The organism is Cryocola sp. 340MFSha3.1, assembly GCF_000383315.1.
GTDB lineage: Bacteria > Actinomycetota > Actinomycetes > Actinomycetales > Microbacteriaceae > Leifsonia.
The window spans coordinates 2,207,576-2,228,055 of record NZ_KB911087.1 but is presented as its reverse complement, the minus strand read 5'-3'; the positions used below and the strand labels follow the sequence as shown (position 1 = coordinate 2,228,055).

Here is a 20,480-nt window from a genome sequence, read left to right as displayed (position 1 = left end):
CCTTCTAGACGATCAGGTCGATGGTGTGAGCGGACTCGTCCGCGGGCGCGGACAGGGTGGATCGGGGGGATGCGACGCCCTCGGAGGAGGCCCGCGGTGCGGTCGGGCGTCCCTCGGGTACGCCGTGACGACCGCCGCCCGGCGCGTCGTGCTGCGGCGCCGGCTGGTTCTGGGACGACAGGTCGAGCGTCCCGGTGAGGCCCGCGCCGCCGAGGTCACGACGCAGGTCCGGGAGGATGGCGCGCAGCGCATCCCGCCCGGCATCCGTCGGCGCGAACAACTCGACGCGGACGCCCTCGCCGCCGACGTGCGCACGGACCGTCACCGGCCCGAGTGCGTCCGGGGTGACGTGCACGGTCATGACGTGCTCGCCGGCTCCGGCCGCCGCGAGCGTGAACACCGGGCGAGCGAGCTGCGCGCCCAGCGTGGCCTGCGGTGCGGGGGCAGCGGGAGCGGGGGCGGCGACCGGTTGCGCGGTCGGAGCGCGGTCGAGACCGGGCAGCGGCTGCGGGGCGGCCGTCGGCGCGGCGACCGGGTCGGCCTTCGGGGGCTCGGGGCGAGTGGATGTGGTGGGCGCCGCGGCTGCGGACGGCGCAGCCTCGGCCGACGCTCCGACGGCCGCGGTCTGCGGGGAAAGGGGAGGCGTCGTCGGAACGGCTGCGGCCTGGGCACCTGCCGCCGGTGCCGCGGGCGCGGTCGCCGCTCCGCCGGTCCCCGTTGTCGGAGCCGGGGCAGCACCAGCCTCGCCCGAATCCACGCGCGAGGCGGCAGCGGGGCCGCTCGTGCCGCGGCCCGGCCGCGAAGGAGCACCCGCCTCTCCGCTCTCCCCCGCGTTCGCGACCGCGACGGCCGCCACGAGCGGTGACTCGGTGCTCGAATTCGGGTCGAGTGGTGACGTGATGTCTCTAGTCGAGGCCGGGGCGGCGGGGACCGGGGGCGTCGGCGCGGCGGATTGAGGCGCGGCGGCCGGCGCGTCGACGGTTTGGGCCCCAGCGGAAGGCGCCCCGACGGATGGGCCAGCGACGGTCGGGGCGGCGACGATCGGGGATGCGTCGGCCGGTGTGGATGCGGCGGCCGCGGTCACGACGGGGGACGTTGCGGCGTCCGTCGTCGCGGCCGGGAGACCCGGAACCGTGGTGGCGGCCTGCGTCGGTGCGGTCGACGAAGACGGAGTTTCCGTGCCGGTCGTTGCGGCACCCGCTGACACGCCGTCCGCGCCGGCGGCAGCGTCCTTCTGGCCGTCCGCGCCCGCGGTCTGCGCCGGTCGAGCAGTGTCTCGCGCGGCGGCGGCCCCCGCCGCATCCGGCTTGTCCACACTCCGGTCGTGCTCGCGCGCCGGCTTCGGCCGCGATCCGCCGTGCGCATCCCGCGGGGTGGCATCCACCGCGCCCTGCAGGAAGGCGTCGAACGCATCGCCCGAACCCTTGGTCGCGCCGGATCCGGACCGGGCGCCCGTGGCCGGCGCAGCGGGCTGCGCGGACGTGACCGTTGCCGGGCTCACAGGGATCCTCCCTGCACGAGTGACGCGAACAGCGAGCGCATCATGTCCGCCTGAGCGGACGACGCGGACGACGCCGACGACGCAGAGCCACCGAGCCCCGCCAGCGCCGCAGCCGGAGCCGCACTCGCCGGCGCCGTCTGCGGAAGCACCCGCCGGATCGTGACGATGTCGGAGTCGCTCATCCAGTTGTCCACCAGGCTGACGTTGCGCCCTTCGCTCGGAGCGTGGATGACCTTGCCGTCTCCCGCGTAGATGACGATGTGCTCGCCGCCGTTGGTGACGATGAGGTCGCCCGGCTGCGCCTGGGCGAGCGATGGCACCTCGGTGCCGACGGTCGACTGTCCGGAGACGAGGCGCGGCACGTCGATGCCGAGATCCTTGAACACGCGCTGCACCAGCCCGGAGCAGTCGAGCCCGGAGGCGCTGGTGCCGCCGAAGACGTAGGGGACGCCGAGGTACTTCTTGGCGTCGGCGACGACATCGGCGCCCGTCGGCGACCCGGTGCCGCTCGTCGCACCGAGCGCGCCGGACAGCGCAGCAGCGAAGTCCGTGGCCGACGTGGCCGACGCCCCCGACGTTCCGGAAGCGGACGATGCCGACCCGGCAGCCGCCGTCTTCGCCGGGTTCTCCAGCTGCACCAGCGTCGCCTGGATCTGCGCGATGCGCCCGATGGCGTCCGTGACGGTCATGCGTCTCCCCCTTCTCGCGCGCGCTGCCACGCGCCGGTGGCCATCTCGTCGATGGCCGACTGCTCGGCGCTCAGTTCGCCGGCGACGACCTCGGCGCGGTGGCGGTTCTCCAGCTTCTCCAGCCCGACCGCGCGCTTCTTGGCCTCGGTGAACGCCTCCTGAGCAGCGGCCGCCTCGGCTTCGCGTTCCGCGGCGAGCGCCGACAGGTCGGCGAGCATGCTGCGGCTGGATGCGCGCGCGGCGGCCATGGCGAAGAGCGTCCCCGCGTCGGTCGCGTCCACAGGCACGGCGTGCAGTGCGGCGATGGCGCGTGCCTGCCGCTCCCCCGCATCCCGCCGGAGGGCGTTGGCCGCGGCGAGGTCGCTCGCGGCGTGCTCCTTCTCGATCTGCCGAAGCCGCAGCAGACCGGCCAGTGCGAATGCTCGTGCCATCACACGCCTCCCAGCATCCCGATGAGTGCCTGCAACCGGGCCCACGACTCCGCCGACGGGGCCGGTTCGCCGATTCCCTGGCGCAGGAACGCGTCGATGGCGTCGGCGTTGGCGACCGCCGCATCCACCTTCGGATTGGTCCCCGGCTTGTAGGCGCCGACGTCGAGCAGGTCCTGTGCGGCGACCTTGGCGGCCAGCACGCTGCGCAGGGCGATCGCCGCCGCGCGCTGCTCGGGGGTCGTCACGCGTGAGGCGAGACGGGAGACCGAGCCCAGCACATCCACTGACGGGAAGTGCCCGACCACCGAGAGCCTGCGGTCGAGCACGACGTGACCGTCGAGGATGGAGCGCGCCGCGTCGGCGATCGGCTCGTTGTGGTCGTCGCCGTCCACGAGCACGGTGTACAGGCCCGTGATCGAGCCGGTCTCGCCGGTTCCCGCCCGTTCGAGCAGTTGCGCGAGCAGCGAGAACGTCGACGGCGGGTAGCCGCGCGTCGCGGGCGGCTCTCCGGCCGAGAGGCCGATCTCGCGCTGCGCCATGGCGACACGGGTCAGGGAGTCCATCATCAGCACGACGTCGGCGCCGTCGTCGCGGAACGCCTCGGCGATGCGGGTCGCCGCGAACGCCGCGCGCAGGCGCATGACGGCCGGTTCGTCCGAGGTCGCCACGACCACGACCGAACGTGCGAGGCCTTCGGGGCCGAGGTCGTCTTCGAGGAATTCGCGCACCTCGCGCCCGCGCTCCCCCACCAGCGCGATGACCGACACCTGGGCGTCGGTCCCCCGCGCGATCATCGAGAGCAGCGACGACTTGCCGACGCCCGAGCCGGCGAACAGGCCCAGGCGCTGGCCGCGGCCGGTGGTCACCATCGTGTCGAGCACGCGGACGCCCAGTCCGATGGGCTGCAGGATGCGCGCGCGGCGCATCGCGTCGGGTGCGCGGTTGCCCAGCGCGACGAAGCCGTCCGCCTCGATCGGCCCGCGGCCATCGACGGGGCGGCCGAGCGCGTCGATGACGCGGCCGAGCATCCCCCGCCCGGTCGGGACGAGCAGCGGGGCGCGCACGGCGCGTGCGGGGGCACCGGCGGCCACACCGGTCAACGGGCCGTACGGCATCACGCGGACGCGGTCGGCGGTCGTCGCCACGACCTCGGCGTGCACCCCGGGTTCCTCCCCGATGACCACGACGTCGCCGATGGCGGCGGGAACGCCTTCGAGTTCGGCGCCGAGACCCACGACGGCACTGACCCGGCCGACGGTCTCGACCCGCGCAGCCGCCACGGCCGCATCCCAGCGACCGCCGATGACCGGGCTCAGAACCATGCTCACGACAGGGCCTCCTTCGCCCGGTCGAGGGCGGCGTGGATGCGCGCATCCAGCCAGCCGTGCGGGAGCTCGCCGATGGCGTCGCCCGGCGCGAGCGTCGGGTCGACGATCAGTTGCAGGTCCTCCCCCGCCCCGGCCGCGCGGAGGGCGGCGATGTCCTCGGGATGGAGGCGGACCACCGGCACGACACCGCCCGGCGCTGCGGACAGCACACGTCCGACGGCAGCGCGCGCGGCGGCGACCCGGTCCTTCAGCGCGACACCGACGACGGCCGTCGCCAGCTCGAACGCCGCATCCACCAGCGCGGACTCGGCGTCGGCGAGCACCGGAACGGTCGCCTCCCGCAGCTCGACGGCCGCCGTGCGCAGCGCCCGGGCGAGCACCGCGACCTGTTCGGCGGCCTCCGCCGATTCGGCGGCACGGGCGGCGTCCGCCCGGTCGACCCACTCCGCCTGCTCGCGTGCGGCCGCACGGCGCCCCTTGGCGAAGCCGGCCGCGTAGCCGCGGGAACGGGCGGACGTCATTGCGGCGCGCTCGTGCTGCGTCTCGGCCAGCACCGGGACGGTCAGCGGCGCGAAGTCGCGCGCGACGGCGGCGTCATTCGACATACGCGTCCTCGTCCCCGCGCTGCACGGTGATCGCGCCGGTCGCCTCCAGGTCGCGGATGGCCCGCACGATCTCGGCGCGGGCGTCCTCCACCTGCGAGACGCGGACAGGGCCGAGGATGCGCACCTCGTCCTCGAGGATCTCGCGGTTGCGCTCCGACAGGTTGGTGGTGATGATCTCGCTGACCGCCTCCGACGCGCCCTTCATCGCGACCGCCAGAACAGCCGCGTCGACGCCGCGCAGCACCTGCTGAACGTCGCGCGACTCGAGCCGGACGATGTCGTCGAACGTGAGCATCCGCGACCGCACCTCTTCGGCGAGCTGCGGGTCGCGCTGCTCCAGCGCCTCCAGCAGGGCCTTCTCGGTGGCGGCATCGGAACGGTTGATGATGTCGACGAGCGGCTGCACTCCCCCGACGGCGTCGGACGCCGCCCGCGACGACACGACCGCGCTGGCCCGCTGCTTGAGCGTCTCGGCGACGACCCGCACGGCGTCCGGACTGGGCGACCCCATCGTGGCGATGGCGTGGGCGACCTCGGTGCGGGCCGTGTCATCCAGCCCGGCGAGCACGCGGGACGCGTGGTCCGCGCGCAGGTGCGCGAGCACGAGCGCGCTGGTCTGCGGCAGCTCCCCGGCGAGCAGCATCTGCACCTGCGCCGGCTCCACCGCGTCGAGGAACTCGAACTGCTTCCCGGCCAGATTGGATGCGACCCTGTTGAGCACGCCGGTCGCCCGTTCGGCGCCGAACGACGCCTCCAGCAGTCCGACCGCGATGTCCCGCCCACCGCGCGTGGTCACCGCACCGCGGGTGGCCAGGTCGTGGAACTCGTTGAGCGCCTTCTCGGCGACCCCCGGATCCACTCGGCGCAGCCGCAGGATCTCGGCGGTGATCTCGTCGGCCTCCTCGTCGGAGAACTGCTTCATCACCTGGGCCGCGCGCTGCTGATCCATGTTCATCAGCACGACCGCGACCTTCTGCGCGCCGGTCAGAGCGGTGCTCATACGCCCGCCCTGTCATCCATGAGGCTGCGGAGGAACTCCGCCGTACGCTGCGGGTCGCGCTCGGCGAGCGCCTCGATCTCGGCGCGACGGCGGTCGGCCTCCACCTCGGCCGGGTCGGGCGTCGGGTCGGGAAGCGGGTCGAGCTGCATCGGCACCGTCGGCGCGGCCTGCTCCAGCGCGATCGGGAAGGCCGCTGCGTCGAGAGCCAGCGTGTCGGCGTCCTCGGCGAGCGCCGCCGTCTCGGCCGCTCGGCGCCGGCCGCGGCGGAACAGGAGGAACGCGATGATGGCCGCGGCGACGATCGCCGCCGCGATGACGGAGGTCCGGATGATGCTGCTGAGCTGGTCGGCCGCAGCGGCATCCTTGGCCTCCTGCAGCGCCTTGGCCGCCTCGGTCGCACCGGTCTTGCTGAACGGCACCATCTCGACGCTGACCGCGTCGCCGCGCTTCACATCGATGCCGGCGGCCGCGTTGACCAGGTTGCGGATCTCGTTGGCGCTGACATCCCCCACGGCGTCCGAGTTCAGGGCGACGGAGACGGTCTGCCGGTTGATGGCACCGGCCGGGATGGTGCGCTGCTCGGTGACCTTGTCGACCGCGTTGTCCTTCGTGCTCGATTCGGAGTTGAAGGTGCCGTTGCCGTTGGTGCCGTTCGGGACCGCGATGTTGTCGGGCCCGAGCACCCCGGCGTTGCTGCCGCCGGAGCCCGTGTAGGTCTCCTTCTGGGTCGTCTCGCTGAGCGACGGCGCATCCGTCGGGGCCGTATACGACTCCTCCGTGCGCTGGGCACTCTCGGTGCTCACATCGGCGGCGACGGCGACGGTCGCGTTTCCCGGGCCCACGACCTTGTCGAGCATCTCCTGCACAGCGGACTTCACGCGGGTCTCATAGTCGCTGGCCTGCTTGTCCGCTCCCCCGGTCGCGCCCCCGCCGACCGTGCTGAGCACCGTGCCGTCGGCATCCACCACGGCGACGTCCGTCGGCTTCATGCCCGGAACGGCCGCGCTGGTCAGGTGCACGATGGCCTGCACCTGGTCGGCGCTGAGGGTCACCCCGCTCTGCGTCTCCACGAACACCGACGCGGTCGGGTCCTTCTTCTCGGACGCGAAGACCGTCTCCTCCGGGATGGCGAGTCGTACCGACGCCGCCTTGACGCCCTTCATGGCGGCGATGGTGTTGCCGAGCTCCCCCTCCATCGCGCGCTTGTAGGTGACGTTCTGCTGGAACTCGGACGAGGTCACGCCCATCTTGTCGAGCAGCGAGTACCCGCCGGTGGTGGAGGCCGGGAGGCCCGCCGAAGCGGCCTTGAGCCGTTCGTCGTAGACCTTCTCCTGCGGGACGAGGATGGTCGATCCGCCGTCCGTCAGCTGGTACGGCACCCCGTCCGTGCGGAGCTGGTCGACGATCGCGGAGGCGTCCGACGCCGCGACTCCGGAGAACAGCGGCGTGTACGACGGCTGCGATGCCCACAGGGCGAGACCCGTCGCGCCGAGCGCGACGACCGCGACACCGATGAGGGCGATCACCCGCTGGGCCACGGAGAAGCCGCGGATCGAGTCGCCGATCCGCCGGAAGAAGCTGGTCACCTGCTGAGGCATCAGGCCTGCATCCGCATGATCTCGTTGAAGGCGTCGACCGCCTTGTTCCGGACGCCGGCGACGAGCTCCAGGGTGACCTGGGCACGCGTGGATGCGAGCGTCGCGTTATGGATGTCGTCGAGGTTGCCGGTGACGGCCTGGATCGCCAGGCGGTCGCTCGTGCCCTGCAGTCCCTGCAGGTCGTCGATCGCCCCGGTGAGGGCGTTGCCGAAGGCGGCTCCCCCGGTGCCGCCGATCTGCTGGGTCGCTGAGACCCCGGCGGTGGCGTCGATGCCGGAGAGCGCTCCGATCGCGGGAATGGGCATCAGTTCCTCCCGATCTGGAGCGCCGCCTGGTAGGTCTCCTTGGCGCGGTCGACGACGGCCGCGTTGGCCTGGTAGCCGCGCTGCGCCATGATCAGCGAGCCCATCTGCTCGGACAGGTCGATGTCGGGGTACCGCACGTACCCCTTCTCGTCGGCGACGGGGTTGTCCGGCTCGTAGACCATGCGTCCCTCGGCACTTCCGAGGGCGGCGCCGGCGACGTAGACGCCGGAGACGCCTTCGCCCTCCTGCGCGACCACGTAGCGCGCCTGGAACGCAGCGCCGTTGGTCGGCTTCGCGGTGTTGATGTTGGCCAGGTTGTCGGAGATGGCGTCCAGCCAGTGGCGGTGCAGGTTCAGCCCCGTCCCGGCGATTCCGATGGCGTCGAAGGTCATGTCGTGCTCCTCTCGTCGATGTCCTGGCTCAGCTGGTCTTCAGGGCGGCGCGGATGGCCGAGAACTGCCCGCCTGCGGCTTGCGAGGCGAACTGGAAGCGCAGCACCGTGTCGACGTTCGAGAGCGTCTCGGTGTCGAGGTTGACGTTGTTCCCGTCGAGCCGCGTCGGCTCCAGCGACCGGGCGGTCGTCGCGGCTGCGTGCCCGTCGTGGTCGGCGACGGAGGCGGCGAGAGCGTCCTCGAACGACACGCGCTCGGCCGTGTAGCCGGGGGTGTTGACGTTGGCGATGTTGTTCGCGATGGCGCGTTGGCGCGCGGCGAGGCCGTCGAGGGCGCTCGCGAGGGCGGCGCTGGTCACGGATTCGAGCACAGCTGCACTCCTGGGTCGTGGGGCGGCCCATCCGTGGCCAAGTCGATGAGCGATCCGTGCTCGAAAGGAGCTATCGGCAGCTCTCCCCCGCCCGTTAGGGACGACATCCCGGGCGTGTTCGCCGAGCGATTTCCCACACCGTCATCCACAGCGTGTACCCCGATGTGAATTACACCCGTGTTGTTTCGAAGGGGTGTTCGATTGTCACAGAATGGGAGGGAAACTGCTGGTCAAGTCGGGTTTTTAGAACCTGAGAATCTGAGAGTGCACACATCTCGCGCGTGTCCTCCACACGATTCGCGCTCTCATCCACTGATTCTGCACAGAGTTATCCACAGGTGGAGAACTGCTATGGGGAGTCAGCCGATCAGGTCGAAGTAGACCGGGTGCGCGCCGACCTCGGACCGGGGTACAGAACGCACCGCCGCGAGGTGCCGCGCGGTCGTCTGACGCACGTCCTCGAGATAGCGGATGGTGTGCAACTGCGCCTCCAGGAGACGCGTCGCGCGTTCCTGCAGCTCCGGTGGGATCGGGCCAAGCGCGATCGGCGGACGCCAGGGGACCGGGTCCACCTGTGCGAGCGCACCGTGCAGCTCGTCTTCCATGCGATCGAGCGCTTCGGCCCAGGCGGCGGCCTCAGAAGCGGCCTCCGGAGCGACCTCGGGCACGTCGCGCAGCAGGTCGTCAGGCGACGCCGAGGTCACGGTCCGCTTCCGTCGTGGTGGCGGCCGCCGGCAGCAGCGCCGCGGCCTCGTGCCAGGTCCGGCGCAGGGGCTCGGCGAGCTCGATGGCCTCGCGCACCTTCGCCGGGTCGCGCTCGATCATCCCGCCGACGATGAGATCCGCCAGGTAGCCGTACAGCTGCAGCAGACCCTCGGCGCCGTCCCACAGCTCCACCCGCAGCGTCCCCGCGAGCTCGGCCACGATCTGGTCGGCGTGCCGCAGGTTCTCCCAGGCGGTCGGCCACTGCTCGGCCGTGAGCGCGGCCTCGCCGCGGGTGAGGTCGAGCAGGAGCCGGTCGTACAGCATCGTGAGGAGTCGCGCCGGGCTGGCGGAGAGGACGCTGTCGCGGTTGTAGGCCGAGAGCTTCGCGGCCGCGGAGGTGAGGACGTTCATGATGCGCTCGCAGACGGGAGGGAGGACAGCTGGCCGGTGAGCCACGACGACTGGGACTGCAGCTGCTGGAGCTGCACTTCGAGGTTGGCGTACGTCTTCTCGAGGGTCGCGCGGCGGTCGGCGAGACGGCCGTCCCAATCGGTGATCTGGTCGTTGAGGCTCTTGACCGTGGACTGCTCGCCCTTGATCTTGAGCGAGATCGAGCCGGTGTACGTGTCGCTGGCATCGGTGGCCGCGTCCGCGACGCGCTGGGCGATCGTGGCGACGGCGGTCTTCACCGCGTCGGGGTCGGCGGCCATGGCCGTGGCGAAGACGTCCTGGTCGAAGGTGACCGCGCCGTCCCGCGTGATACTGATGCCGTAGGTCGAGGGGGAGACGCCGCCGATGGGGGCGATCACCGCATCCACCAGCTTCTGGTTGACATCGCGCACCGACGACTCGCCCGTGAACACGCCTCCCGTGACGACCGTGCCGCCCGCGGCGTCGGTCGAGGTCGAGACGGCCTGTTTCTGGCCGATGTACGTGAGGATGTCGTTGACGGCGGTCGCCAGCGAGCCGGCCGCCGCGGAGATGCTCTTGTCGTCGCGCGCGACCGTCAGGGTCACGGGGGAGGTGGACGCGGCGGTCACCGAGACGGTCACGCCGGGGAGCACGTCGGCGAAGCTGTTGGTCGCGCTGGTCACGGTCTGCGCGGCGCCGGTGCCGGCCCAGAGGGTGAGCTGGGCGTCCTGGGCCTGCCGCACCTGCGACGAGCCCGCGTCCGACAGGATGTTCGTCGCGGTGCCGGCCGCGACATCCGCCGCCGTCCCGCGATAGGCCGTGAAGGCGGCCGCGGCCCCGGTCTTCGTGGAGCTGAGCTGCAGGCGGTACAACTGCTGCCCGGTCGCGGGGTCGAGACCCGCGGCGACCCGTGTCGCGCTGACACCCGCGCCGGCCTGGTTGATGGCGGCGGCGACATCGGCGAGCGACGAACTGGCGGCGGTGATCTGCTTGGTCGTGCCGTCGGCGGCGACGAAGGTGAGGATCGGCGGCTGGTCCGGCCACTCGGTCAGCGGCCCGGTCACGGTGACCTGCGACTGCGCGAGGCGGTCGACCGTGAAGTCGATGGTGCCGTCCACGGCGCCCGTGCCGGCGGTGGCGGTGACCGTGGTGGAGCTGGTGCTCGCCGTGTGCAGGTCGGTGCCGGCGGGCTTCGCCAGCTTCGCGGCGGAGTCGGCGAGCGCGGCGACCTTCGAGTTGAGCGCCTGCATCGCCGAGATGAAGTTGGTGGAGTCGGTGACCTTGTTCTTGAGCAGGGTCTGCGGAATCGCCTCCGCCTGCATCAGGCTGTTGATCAGATCCGTCGTCTGCAGGCCGCTGATGAGCCCGTCGATCGCCATGCCCATGCGGTGGTCTCCCTCCTACGACGGTGGTTCGGGGTGGTGCGGTGGTGCGGGATGGTGCGGCGGCCGGGGCACGCTTTGGGGACTACGCCCCGGCCGCCGGGCCCGATCAGCGGAGCAGCTGCAGGACGCCCTGGTTGGACTGGTTCGCCTGAGCGAGCATCGCGGTGCCGGCCTGCGACAGGATGTTGGAGCGGGTGTACTTCACCATCTCCTCCGCCATGTCGGTGTCGGTGATGCGGCTGGACGCGGCCGAGAGGTTCTCCTTCGAGACGTTGAGGCTGCGGACAGCGGACTCGAAGCGGTTCTGCGAGGCGCCGAGCTCCGAGCGAGCGGTCGAGATCGCGGTGATCGCGGTGTCGATCGCCGTGATGGTCGTGTTCGCGGCAGCGTTGGTGCTGACGTCGAACCCGGTCGCGCCGGTGGCGCCCCCGAGGGTGCCGACGGAGGTGGCGACATCGGCCAGGCCGACCGCGATGGTGTCGTTCGCCGTCGAGCCCGCGCCCACCTGGAAGTTCAGCGAGCCGCCCTTGAGCAGGTCGATCCCGTTGAAGTTCGTGCCCTGCGTGATGCGGTCGAGCTCCTTGCCGAGCTCGTCCGCCTCGGTCTTGATGGCCGCACGCGAGGTGGTGTTGTTCGAGTCGTTACCGCCCTGCACCGCGAGGTCGCGCATGCGCTGCAGGATGGAGTGGACCTCGGTGAGCGAACCTTCAGCGGTCTGCACGACGCTGATGCCGTCCTGAGCGTTGCGGGCGGCGACGGTCAGACCGCCGACCTGCGACTTCAGGCCCTCCGAGATGGCGAGACCCGCCGCGTCGTCCGCCGCACGGTTGATGCGGAGGCCGCTGGACAGCTTCTCGAGCGACTTCGAGAGGTCGCTCTGCGTGTTGTTCAGGTTGCGGTAGGCGTTGTTCGCCGCGATGTTGGTGTTGATCTGCATACCCATGATGTTTCCTCCATGACTGGGTGGTGGTTCGCGGCCCTTCCGTGGTCCGCATCAGCCTCTATCGGCTGTCTTGTCCGTCCCGTTAGCAGCAATCCGCTCCTGACTTTTTCGCGTCTTTCGGCCGATTCAGGCGGAAAAAGTCAGGAGCTGATGGCTCAGGACGCCCGGGCAGAGCTCGGGGACGTGGGGGAGAGGCGCGAGACGCCCGCGACCGCGTGCTGCGCGAGACGCGCCAGGTAGGCGCTGCGCCGGGCCTGGGAGGTCTTCGCCTCGATGACGACGGGGTCGCCCTCGTCGGCGTAGTGGGTGGCCATGCCCTCGCGCATGAGGCGGATGGCCTCCGAGCGCTGCTGCGACACGGCCGAGTGGGTGATCCCCAGCTCCTCCGCGATCTCGGTCACCGTGCGGTCGTCGAAGTAGATGGCCTCGACGATGGATCGCATCCGGTCGGGGAGGGCGGCGACCGCAGCACGCACGTAGGCGGTCTGCTCGTCGGCCAGCAGGGAGTCCTCGGGGCCGACGGTCTCCGAGACGAGCAGCGGCTCGATGGTCTCGTCGAGCGCGGTCACCGTGCGCGAGGCGTCGGCGAGGCCGGCAGCGGCCGTCTCGCGGTCGACGCCGAGCGCACCGGCGATCTCGTCGACGCTGGGCTTCCTCCCGAGGGCCGAGGTCAGGCTCTCCTGCACCGCGAGGGTCTCCTTGATGCGCTTGCGCGCGGAACGTGTGGCCCAGTCGGATGCGCGCAGCTCGTCGGCGAGTGCGCCGAGGATGCGGGTGCGGGCGTACGCGCCGAACGGGACGCCCGTGGTGGCGTCGTACGCGTCGGCCGCCTGCACGAGGGCGACAGCGCCGGCCGAGGCCAGGTCGTCGCGCGACAGGTGGGTGGCGCGGGAGCACAGGTCGGAGACCAGATAGCCGACGAGCGGCAGGTTCTCCACGACGAGCGTGTTGCGTTCGTTCCGGTTCACGCTGGGCGACCCCTCTTCATCGGACGGGTACCGCGCGTCGACCTCTTTCGGGGGAGGGTGTCGCGGGTACTCGGGCGGTGCGGTGGACGCTCGGGCTGGGTCGGGTGCCGAGCGAGGTGCTAGGTGTCTTCCGCTGTTCACGGTAACAATTCGAGACTGTTCAGATTGCATGCTTTCTGTCCCCATTACGGGGCAGTGAGTACCCCCAGTACGGGGAATACTGACAGCACCCCGAAAAGCGGTAGGTCGTGCCTCTCGCCGGTGTGATCGCGCGCCTAACATCGGGCGCAAGCGTGCCGATGGTCTGGGGTGGCGGAACACATCCACCGCCTTCGGAACCCGAGGAGACCAGGTGCGCACATCGACTCACGAGGAAGTTGGTAGCGACATGGCCGCGAGCGAACTCTCTGCGCAGCTCTGGAAGGAACGCGAGCTCCTCGAGCTCCTGCTGTTCAAGCTGGAGGAGGAGCAGCTGCTGCTCATCGCGGGCAAGTCGCGGTGGATCTCGCACGCCACCCGTGAGGTCGAGCAGGTCATCGAGCGGATGCGCGCCGTCGGTCTCGCCCGCACCGTCGAGGTCGCCGCGCTGGCGGAGGAGTGGGGCCTCGGTCAGGATGCGACCCTCCGCGAGCTCGCCACCGCCGCACCCGACGGCATCTGGTCCGACATCTTCGGGTCGCACCTCGCGGCCATGACCGAGCTGACCGCGCAGATCGCCGAGGTGCGCGACACCAACGAGCGCCTGCTCCGGGAGGCCGCCCGCTCCACGCAGGAGACGCTGAGCTCGCTCTCGGGCGCCGGCGACGACCCGGGCGTGTACGGAGCAGGCGGCACGGGCCAGGCGGGCGACACCGCACGCTTCTTCGACACGGAGGCCTGACCGGATGAGCACCTTCAGCGGCCTGAACACCGCGTACACCGGGCTGGTCGCCGCCAAGGCGGGGCTCGACGTGGTCGGCCAGAACCTCGTGAACGCGAACACGCAGGGCTACACCCGGCAGCGCGTGACGACCTCGGGCGTGCCCGCGCTGTCGTCCGCCGGGCTCTTCAGCGGCGGCGTCCGCCCGGGCCAGGGCGTCACGATCGACGGCATCCAGCGCCTCGACGACGCTGCACTGGATGCGCGGGTGCGCACGACCACCGCGCTCTCCGGGTACACGAACACCCGTGCCGACGCCCTGGCGACCCTCGAGCAGTCGCTCAACGAGCCGGGGACCAACGGCCTCTCGGCCCAGCTGCAGAAGTTCTGGTCGGCCTGGGGCGACGTCGCCAACCAGGCGGGGGAGCAGGCGCCGGCCGGCGTGCTGCTCGGGCAGGCGGGCAGCCTCGTCACCCAGCTGCAGACCGGGTACCGGTCGGTCGACGACCAGTGGACCACGCTCCGCGCGTCGATGGACGGCATGGCCTCCGACCTGAACACCGCAGCGACCGCCGTCGCCGACCTCAACGGGCGCATCCGCTCCGCACTGGCGTCGGGTCAGTCGGCGAACGAGCTGCTCGACCGGCGCGACCTGCTCACCGCATCCATCGCCAAGCTCGCCGGGGGAGTGGTCCGGCCGAACGACGACGGCACCGTGGATGTGCTGGTCGGCGGAAACGCGCTGGTCTCCGGCACCAGCACCAACCTCGTGAAGGCGGCCGGCGCCTCCCGCATGGCGGACGCCGCGGCCGACCCGGCGCGCCTCGAGTGGGCGTACCGGCCGGGCGCGGCGATCGCGCTCGAGGGCGGATCGATCGCCGGAGCCGTCTCCACGCTCGCCCCCGCCGACGCCTCGGGCACCGGGGGAGTGCTCGCGGAAGCGGTCGTCAGCTACAACGCGTTCGCCGTGACGCTCGCCCAGCGCGTCAACGCCGTCCACTCCACCGGGGCGACCCCCACCGGCGCCACCGGCCTCGACTTCTTCGCCATCGACCCCACGAAGCCGGCCGCGCTCGGCCTCTCGGTCGTGCCGACCGGCGTCGGCCAGATCGCCACGGGCACCCCGGGAGCGGGTGGCACCGACGGCAGCATCGCCGACGCGATCAGCCAGCTCGGCACCGGAGCGAGCGCCGTCGACAAGCAGTGGTCGTCCTTCGTCGTGCGCGTCGGCGTCGCCAGCCGCACCGAGAAGCAGCAGTCGGACCTCGCCGACCTCGCGTCCAGCGCCGCGACGAACGCCCAGCTCGCCGGCTCCTCCGTCGACCTCGACGAGGAGAACATGAACATGCTGTCCTTCCAGCACGCCTACCAGGGCGCCGCGCGCGTGATGACCGCCGTGGACGAGGCCCTCGATGTGCTCATCAACCACACCGGACTCGTCGGGAGATAAACCGTGATCAGCCGCGTGACCAACGCCACCCAGACCCTCAACGCCCAGCGCAACCTCCAGCTCAGTCTGCAGCGCCAGGCGCAGCTGTACGACCAGGCCACGAGCCGACGGCTGCTGAACAAGCCGTCGGACGATCCCACCGCCACGGCGAGCGCCATGGGAGTGCGGTCGGACGCCGCGGCCACCGCCCAGTATCAGCGCAACGTCGGCAACGGCGACGCCTGGCTGACCACCGCCGACTCGGCCCTGACGTCGGTCGAGACGCTCATGCGCCGGGTCCGCGACCTCACGCTGCAGGGCGCGAACGACGGCGCCATGTCGCCCGAGGCGAAGGAGTCGATCGCGACGGAGCTCGACGGACTCAAGAAGAGCCTCCTGTCGCTCGCCAACACGACCTACCTCGGCCGCACGGTGTTCGCGGGCAACTCGGACGCCGGTGTCGCCTTCCAGCCCGACTACTCGTTCACCGGGACGGCGGGAAGTACAGTGGAGCGCAGGATCGGCCCCGACACCACGGTGCGGGTGGATGCGGACGGCGCCGCGGTCTTCGGAACCGGCGCGTCGTCGGTGTTCGCGCTGATCGACAACACCGTGAACGACCTCCGCACGGGTGTGAACGTCACCCCGCGCCTCGCGGAGATCGACGACAGGATGAAGGCGATCGTGGGAGAGCACGCGGAGGTCGGCGGTCGACAGACCCGCATCGACAAGGCGAAGGATACGCTCGCCGTCGGAGCCAACGCGCTGGAGGGTCAGCGCTCCTCCCTGGAGGACGTCGACCTGAGCAAGGTGATCCTCGACCTGAAGACGCAGGATGTGAACTACCAGACCGCGATCGCCGTCACGGCCCGCGTGCTCCAGCCGACGCTGATGGACTTCCTCCGGTGAGCGCGGTCCGCTTCCTCACCCCGCCGCCCGGACTCGAGCCGCTCGATGCGTTCGACCTCGACCCGGTCGCCGGCGCCGACGGGCTGTACACGCTCGCCTCGATCGAGCGGCCGGAGATCCGGCTGTTCACCATCGACGCCGAGCGCCACCTGCCCGGCTACTCGCCGGAGCTGCCGGACGACCGCGCCGCCGAGCTCGGCATCGCCGAGGCCGCGGACGCCCTGCTCCTCGTCGTGGTCACGCCGTCGCCCGAGGGCAGCACGGTCAACCTGCTGGCTCCGGTGATCGTCAACCGGGCGACCGGGTCGGCCCTCCAGCTGGTACTCGACGACGACGCCTTCCCGGTGCGCGCCGAGCTGGCGGCTCTCGCAGGAGCGTAACCGGCCCGCGTTCGCCGCCTACCCGGCCTTCTTGGCCGGGCAGGGTGCCGACTTGGTCATCCCGTCGACCGCCTGCTGCTCGGACCAGGGCAGGGAAGCGACGACCTTCGCGCCCTTCTCCTTGGCCGGCGTCTTGGAGACTATGGAGGCGAGCCGCTGGGCCAGGAGCTGGGCGAAGCCCGGCCCCGGCGTGGAGTTGTTGAGCGCGACGACGATCGTCAAGCCGGACGCCGGGTCCGTGTACATCGCGGACAGATACCCGGGAACCGCGCCGCTGCTGCCCCGCAGCGGGCCGAGCATCTGCATCCCGAGCCCGTAACTCTCCCACGACTGGCCGATCACGATCCCGTCGGCCTGCGCCTTGCGCGACTTCTCGCTCAGGAGGCTCCCCGATGCGAGCGCCTGGCCGAACGCCTTCAGGTCGGTGATGTTGGAGACGACTCCGGCCGACGTCCAGCCCTGGGACGGCGACATGCTGCTCACATCGCGCATCGGCTCGCAGACGATGGCGCCCGCCCCATCCAGCCCCACCGAATACCCAGTGGGATGCGGCCCGGGCACCGAGAACTGCGAGCTCTCGGGCAGGGAGCTCGCCGTCATCCCGAGCTTGTCGAAGATGTACTGCTTGTAGAGGTCGTGCCAGCTGCGACTCGTCGCGTTCTGGAGGGCCATCCCCAGGAGCACGGCGTTCGTGGACGAGCGACCCCATTTCTCGCCGGGATTGCCGTAGCGCTGCATCGCGATCCCGTCGCTGGCCAGCTCCAGCGGGGGCCACTGCCGCGTCGGGTTCATGATGAACTCCGGGTTGAGCTGCGCCAGGTAGTCGCCGATGCCGGACGTGTTCTGGCAGAGCTCGCGCAGGGTGACGCCCTCGACCCCGACCAGCCCGGGAAGCCACTTGGTCAGCGGGTCGTCGAGCCCCACCGCTCCGTCGTCGACGAGCTGCAGCAGCACCGTGCAGGTCATCGGCGTGGTGTTCTGCCCGATACGGAAGCGCATGTCCTCGCTGACCGGCTTGGAGCCTCCACGCGTGGTCGTCCCCTGCGCGGTGGTCCAGGTCCCGGACCAGGGCGCCCACACCCCGGCGAAGCCGGCGGAGGCGTCGGCGAGCGTCATCGCGTCGGTGACCGCTGACGAGAGCCGCTTCTCGACGTCGGCGGAGAACCCGCCCTTCTGCTGCTCGGGGAGCTTCGCGCCCGCCGTCGAGGTGCAGGCCGAGAGGACCAGCGCCACGAGTCCGGCTGTCGCGGCGAGCGCGATCCGCCCGAACTTCGTGTGACGTCGCATCGATGAAACTCCCGGGGTGTCGGCCCTGCGTGTCCAGCGATTGTAACGTGCGGCAGAAACGGAACGGACGCGCAAGGGGCTGTGGCCGCAATCCGATCGGGCCGATGCTGCGAATGGACAAGTGAGGCGCGCGTCCGTGCGCCGTCCTACGGAAGGAACGAACAATGCGCACATCTCCGAACCGCCTTGTTGCCACCATCTTCGGAGCGGTCTATCTGCTCGTCGGGCTGCTCGGCTTCGCTGTCACCGGAGGCATCGGATTCGTCGCCACCAAGGGCGGTCTGCTGCTGGGCATCTTCGAAGTGAACCCGCTGCACAACATCGCCCACCTCCTCATCGGCGCCGCTCTGCTGATCGCCGGCCTGACCCGCGTTGCGGCCGCGAAGGCCGTCAACATCACGGTCGGGGCGGTCTACCTGCTGCTCGGTATCGTGGGCTTCTTCCTGGTGGGCACCGACGCGAACATCCTCGCGCTGAACACCCCCGACCACTTCCTCCACCTGGTGAGCGCGATCGTCCTCCTCGGAACCGGCCTCGGTGCCGACCGCGGAACGCGCGCCACGACGGCCGCCGCCTGACCGGCGGGGCCACGGCTCCCATGAGCAGGATGACAGGAACGCTGCGGGTCGCCCCCGCCGCCTCGGCCACCACGGCCGTCGCGGTGGGCTCGGCGACCCGCGCCTTCCTCGCCGTGGCCGCTCTGGGGGCGGGGCTGCTTCACGCGGCGCTCGCCCCCAGCGCACCCCCTGCTCTGCTGGCGGCCTTCCTCCTGCTCGCCGTGGCGGAGCTGGGATGGGCGGCCGCGACCCTCGCGCGCGATCGTCCTCCGGCGTTCCGCCTCGTCCCCGCGCTGGCCCTCCTCCCGGTCGGGCTCTGGGCGGCGCTCGCCATCGTCGGAGCAACGGCGTCCGGTGGCACGGTCATCGCGCTCCCGCTCATTCCGATGGGCGCGGCCTCCCTGCTGGATGTCGCCGTCGCAGCCACCGCAGCGGTCGTCATCCGCGCCGGCAAGGCCCGACCCGACCAGGGCGGACTGCGCTTCTTCCTCGCGCTCGTGCTGAGCGCCTGCGCGGTCTGCGCCGTCACCATCCCGGCGCTCGGGCTCACCGACGCGGGCATCGCCGCCGTCACGGTGCATCACCACCACTGACGACGCGCCGGGCATGCTCCCGCGCGGCCGGGTCAGCGACGCGTCAGCGGCGGGTCAGCGGCGCGTCAGCGGCGGGTCAGTGCGAACGACTCCGCGCCGAACCGCACGATCGACCCCGGGTCGACCTCGTGCCGCGTCTTCGGATCGCACGCGAACGTGCCTTCGCCCGGGTAGGTGATCGTGGTGCCGTTGGCGGAGCCCAGGTCCATCACCCAGAACACGCCGTCGTACTGACCGAACGCCAGATGCGCTCGCGACACCGACTTCACGTCGTCCTGGATCGTGATCAGCTGCACGTGACCGGGGTCGTCCATCTCCGTCCCCGGCGTGTGGACGGCCGGGTTGCGCCCGATCACGCCGTTGCCGCTCGTCTCGATGTGCTGTCCGTCGCTGAAGTCCAGCACGAAGGTCACCGCCACGTCCGACCCCTCTCCCGATGCATCGTCAGCACTCGTCTCATCCGGCCTGCTGGGCACCCGCGACCGGGATCGTCACCGGCCGGGCGTCGCGCATGAAGCGCTCCACATCCGGGTCGACGGTGATGTCGCTCGGCCGCAGCGGCCTCGTCAGGTACAGCCCGTCGAGCGTCGTGATCCTGCTCAGGGCGACATACGTCTGCCCCGAGGTGAACGCGCGCGTCCCGAGATCGACGATCGCCGCGTCGTAGGTCTTGCCCTGCGACTTGTGGATGGTGACGGCCCACGCCAGCCGCAGCGGGAACTGCGTGAACTCCGCCACGACGTCCTTCGTCAGCTTCTTCGTCTCGGGCGACCAGGTGTACTTGAACTTCTCCCAGATCGCCGGCTCGACCTCGTGCACCTCGCCGTCGACATCCACGTAGACGTTGGAGTCGATGCGCGTGACCGTGCCGATGGTGCCGTTCACCCAGCGCGGCCCGTCGCCCTGGCCCACGTCGTTGCGCAGGAACATCACCTGGGCGCCCACCTTCAGCTCGAGCGACTCGTCGGCCGGGAAATTGCGTCCGCCGAAGTCACCGCTGACCTCCGCCTTCGCGGTGAGGGCACGGCCCGGGAGGCGCTCCAGCGCCTGCGCGTTGATGCGGTTGACCGTGTCGTTGCGGGTGGCGAGGGTGATGGTGCCGTCGTCGGGGGCCGGGCGCGCGCCGACCTCGTTCAACCGGTCGGCGATCTCCTTGGTGACCTGTCCGTGGCGCACGGCGTTGAGCATGAACCGGAAGTCGGATTCGTGCTGGCGGTGGACCTGCAGCAGCTCGACGATGCGCAGATCGGTCTCCTGCCAGACGCGCGCGTCGAAGAACCACATCGAGCGATAGGTATCGGCGAAGTAGGCGCGCTCCTCGCGGTCGCCGGGGACCGGGGCCAGCTGGTACGGATCGCCGAACAGCACGACCTGGACGCCGCCGAACGGCTCGCCCGCCCGCTGACGTGCCTGGCGCAGGCTGCGATCCACCGCATCCATCAGGTCGGCGTTCACCATCGAGACCTCGTCGATGACGAGCGTGTCGATGCTGTTCAGCAGCTTGCGCAGCTCGGCGCTCTGGTCGATGGCGTGGTCGGCGATGACGCCGATCGGCAGCCGGAACAGCGAGTGGATGGTCTGGCCGCCGACATTGAGCGCGGCGACACCCGTCGGTGCCGCGATGACGAGCGACTTCTCGGTGTTCCACGAGAGGTGGTTGAGAAGCGTCGACTTGCCTGTGCCGGCACGGCCGGTCACGAAGACATGCTCGCGGGTGTGCTCGATGAGCTCGAACACCGCCTGCTGCTCCGGCGAGAGGGAAAGCCGGCCCATCCCCGCCCCTTCCGTGTCGCCCGACCTGCCGGACTACTCTAACCCGGCGCAGCTCCCCGGAG

24 protein-coding genes are annotated in these 20,480 nt (G+C 71.1%); 6 read left to right on the top strand and 18 right to left on the bottom strand.

What is annotated here, in order from left to right:
- Window positions 1-4: 4 nt before the first annotated feature.
- From H284_RS20125 to H284_RS0110705, 15 genes are all read right to left on the bottom strand, one after another.
- The gene (locus tag H284_RS20125) at window positions 5-1,501 is read right to left on the bottom strand and encodes a flagellar hook-length control protein FliK (RefSeq protein ID WP_020076232.1); all 1,497 of its coding nucleotides are present in this window, start codon (window positions 1,499-1,501) and stop codon (window positions 5-7) included.
- The gene (locus tag H284_RS0110770) at window positions 1,498-2,190 is read right to left on the bottom strand and encodes a C40 family peptidase (protein ID WP_020076231.1); all 693 of its coding nucleotides are present in this window, start codon (window positions 2,188-2,190) and stop codon (window positions 1,498-1,500) included. Before H284_RS0110770 ends, H284_RS20125 begins: the two co-directional genes overlap by 4 nt.
- On the bottom strand, window positions 2,187-2,621 hold the full coding sequence (locus tag H284_RS0110765) for a hypothetical protein (protein ID WP_020076230.1): 435 nt from the start codon (window positions 2,619-2,621) through the stop codon (window positions 2,187-2,189). Before H284_RS0110765 ends, H284_RS0110770 begins: the two co-directional genes overlap by 4 nt.
- On the bottom strand, window positions 2,621-3,943 hold the full coding sequence (locus tag H284_RS0110760) for a FliI/YscN family ATPase (RefSeq protein ID WP_051092457.1): 1,323 nt from the start codon (window positions 3,941-3,943) through the stop codon (window positions 2,621-2,623). The genes H284_RS0110765 and H284_RS0110760 overlap by 1 nt, the downstream gene beginning before the upstream one ends.
- A gap of 2 nt (window positions 3,944-3,945) precedes the next feature.
- Window positions 3,946-4,554 carry a FliH/SctL family protein gene (locus tag H284_RS0110755; protein WP_020076228.1) on the bottom strand — a complete coding sequence of 203 codons (609 nt, stop codon included), beginning with the start codon at window positions 4,552-4,554 and terminating at the stop codon, window positions 3,946-3,948.
- Window positions 4,544-5,554, bottom strand: coding sequence for a flagellar motor switch protein FliG (fliG, locus tag H284_RS0110750; protein WP_020076227.1), 1,011 nt, complete (start codon window positions 5,552-5,554; stop codon window positions 4,544-4,546). Before fliG ends, H284_RS0110755 begins: the two co-directional genes overlap by 11 nt.
- Entirely contained in the window at window positions 5,551-7,152 is a 1,602-nt protein-coding gene (gene fliF / locus H284_RS0110745) for a flagellar basal-body MS-ring/collar protein FliF (protein ID WP_020076226.1), read from the bottom strand. Before fliF ends, fliG begins: the two co-directional genes overlap by 4 nt.
- Entirely contained in the window at window positions 7,152-7,457 is a 306-nt protein-coding gene (gene fliE, locus H284_RS0110740; protein WP_020076225.1) for a flagellar hook-basal body complex protein FliE, read from the bottom strand. The genes fliF and fliE overlap by 1 nt, the downstream gene beginning before the upstream one ends.
- Window positions 7,457-7,849, bottom strand: coding sequence for a flagellar basal body rod protein FlgC (locus tag H284_RS0110735; protein WP_020076224.1), 393 nt, complete (start codon window positions 7,847-7,849; stop codon window positions 7,457-7,459). Before H284_RS0110735 ends, fliE begins: the two co-directional genes overlap by 1 nt.
- 28 nt (window positions 7,850-7,877) lie before the next feature.
- Window positions 7,878-8,219 carry a flagellar basal body rod protein FlgB gene (gene flgB / locus H284_RS0110730; protein ID WP_018188968.1) on the bottom strand — a complete coding sequence of 114 codons (342 nt, stop codon included), beginning with the start codon at window positions 8,217-8,219 and terminating at the stop codon, window positions 7,878-7,880.
- Between the two features lie 359 nt (window positions 8,220-8,578).
- Entirely contained in the window at window positions 8,579-8,923 is a 345-nt protein-coding gene (locus tag H284_RS0110725; protein ID WP_020076223.1) for a hypothetical protein, read from the bottom strand.
- Window positions 8,904-9,335: a flagellar export chaperone FliS gene (locus tag H284_RS0110720; RefSeq protein ID WP_018188970.1), complete on the bottom strand. Its 432-nt coding sequence runs from the start codon at window positions 9,333-9,335 to the stop codon at window positions 8,904-8,906. Before H284_RS0110720 ends, H284_RS0110725 begins: the two co-directional genes overlap by 20 nt.
- On the bottom strand, window positions 9,332-10,720 hold the full coding sequence (fliD, locus tag H284_RS0110715) for a flagellar filament capping protein FliD (RefSeq protein WP_020076222.1): 1,389 nt from the start codon (window positions 10,718-10,720) through the stop codon (window positions 9,332-9,334). Before fliD ends, H284_RS0110720 begins: the two co-directional genes overlap by 4 nt.
- A gap of 106 nt (window positions 10,721-10,826) precedes the next feature.
- Window positions 10,827-11,663, bottom strand: coding sequence for a flagellin N-terminal helical domain-containing protein (locus tag H284_RS0110710; protein WP_026306982.1), 837 nt, complete (start codon window positions 11,661-11,663; stop codon window positions 10,827-10,829).
- A gap of 155 nt (window positions 11,664-11,818) precedes the next feature.
- Complete coding sequence (locus H284_RS0110705) at window positions 11,819-12,631, bottom strand: sigma-70 family RNA polymerase sigma factor (RefSeq protein ID WP_020076221.1); 813 nt, start codon at window positions 12,629-12,631, stop codon at window positions 11,819-11,821.
- A gap of 388 nt (window positions 12,632-13,019) precedes the next feature.
- On the opposite strand from H284_RS0110705, the gene flgN reads away from it, so the two are divergent.
- Genes flgN through H284_RS0110685 form a run of 4 tightly spaced genes read left to right on the top strand, consistent with a single transcriptional unit; the run spans window position 13,020 to window position 16,208 of the window.
- A complete protein-coding gene (gene flgN / locus H284_RS0110700) occupies window positions 13,020-13,511 on the top strand; it encodes a flagellar export chaperone FlgN (RefSeq protein WP_018188974.1) in 492 nt (163 codons plus the stop codon).
- Between the two features lie 4 nt (window positions 13,512-13,515).
- Window positions 13,516-14,940 carry a flagellar hook-associated protein FlgK gene (gene flgK, locus H284_RS0110695; RefSeq protein WP_020076220.1) on the top strand — a complete coding sequence of 475 codons (1,425 nt, stop codon included), beginning with the start codon at window positions 13,516-13,518 and terminating at the stop codon, window positions 14,938-14,940.
- A gap of 15 nt (window positions 14,941-14,955) precedes the next feature.
- Window positions 14,956-15,828, top strand: a complete 873-nt coding sequence (flgL, locus tag H284_RS0110690; RefSeq protein WP_331272597.1) for a flagellar hook-associated protein FlgL — start codon at window positions 14,956-14,958, stop codon at window positions 15,826-15,828.
- Window positions 15,825-16,208, top strand: coding sequence for a flagellar assembly protein FliW (locus H284_RS0110685; RefSeq protein ID WP_018188977.1), 384 nt, complete (start codon window positions 15,825-15,827; stop codon window positions 16,206-16,208). The genes flgL and H284_RS0110685 overlap by 4 nt, the downstream gene beginning before the upstream one ends.
- A gap of 18 nt (window positions 16,209-16,226) precedes the next feature.
- Here the strand turns inward: H284_RS0110685 and H284_RS0110680 are convergent, their stop codons facing one another.
- A complete protein-coding gene (locus tag H284_RS0110680; protein WP_020076219.1) occupies window positions 16,227-17,495 on the bottom strand; it encodes a serine hydrolase domain-containing protein in 1,269 nt (422 codons plus the stop codon).
- A gap of 164 nt (window positions 17,496-17,659) precedes the next feature.
- Between H284_RS0110680 and H284_RS0110675 the strand changes: the two genes are divergently transcribed.
- Entirely contained in the window at window positions 17,660-18,073 is a 414-nt protein-coding gene (locus H284_RS0110675; protein WP_020076218.1) for a DUF4383 domain-containing protein, read from the top strand.
- A 29-nt stretch (window positions 18,074-18,102) separates the two neighbouring features.
- Window positions 18,103-18,645, top strand: a complete 543-nt coding sequence (locus H284_RS0110670) for a hypothetical protein (protein ID WP_020076217.1) — start codon at window positions 18,103-18,105, stop codon at window positions 18,643-18,645.
- A 65-nt stretch (window positions 18,646-18,710) separates the two neighbouring features.
- Here the strand turns inward: H284_RS0110670 and H284_RS0110665 are convergent, their stop codons facing one another.
- Window positions 18,711-19,064 (bottom strand): FHA domain-containing protein, encoded by a 354-nt coding sequence (locus H284_RS0110665; protein WP_018188981.1) that lies wholly within the window; start codon window positions 19,062-19,064, stop codon window positions 18,711-18,713.
- A 37-nt stretch (window positions 19,065-19,101) separates the two neighbouring features.
- Window positions 19,102-20,418, bottom strand: a complete 1,317-nt coding sequence (locus tag H284_RS0110660; protein WP_018188982.1) for an ATP-dependent DNA helicase — start codon at window positions 20,416-20,418, stop codon at window positions 19,102-19,104.
- Between the last annotated feature and the right edge of the window lie 62 nt (window positions 20,419-20,480).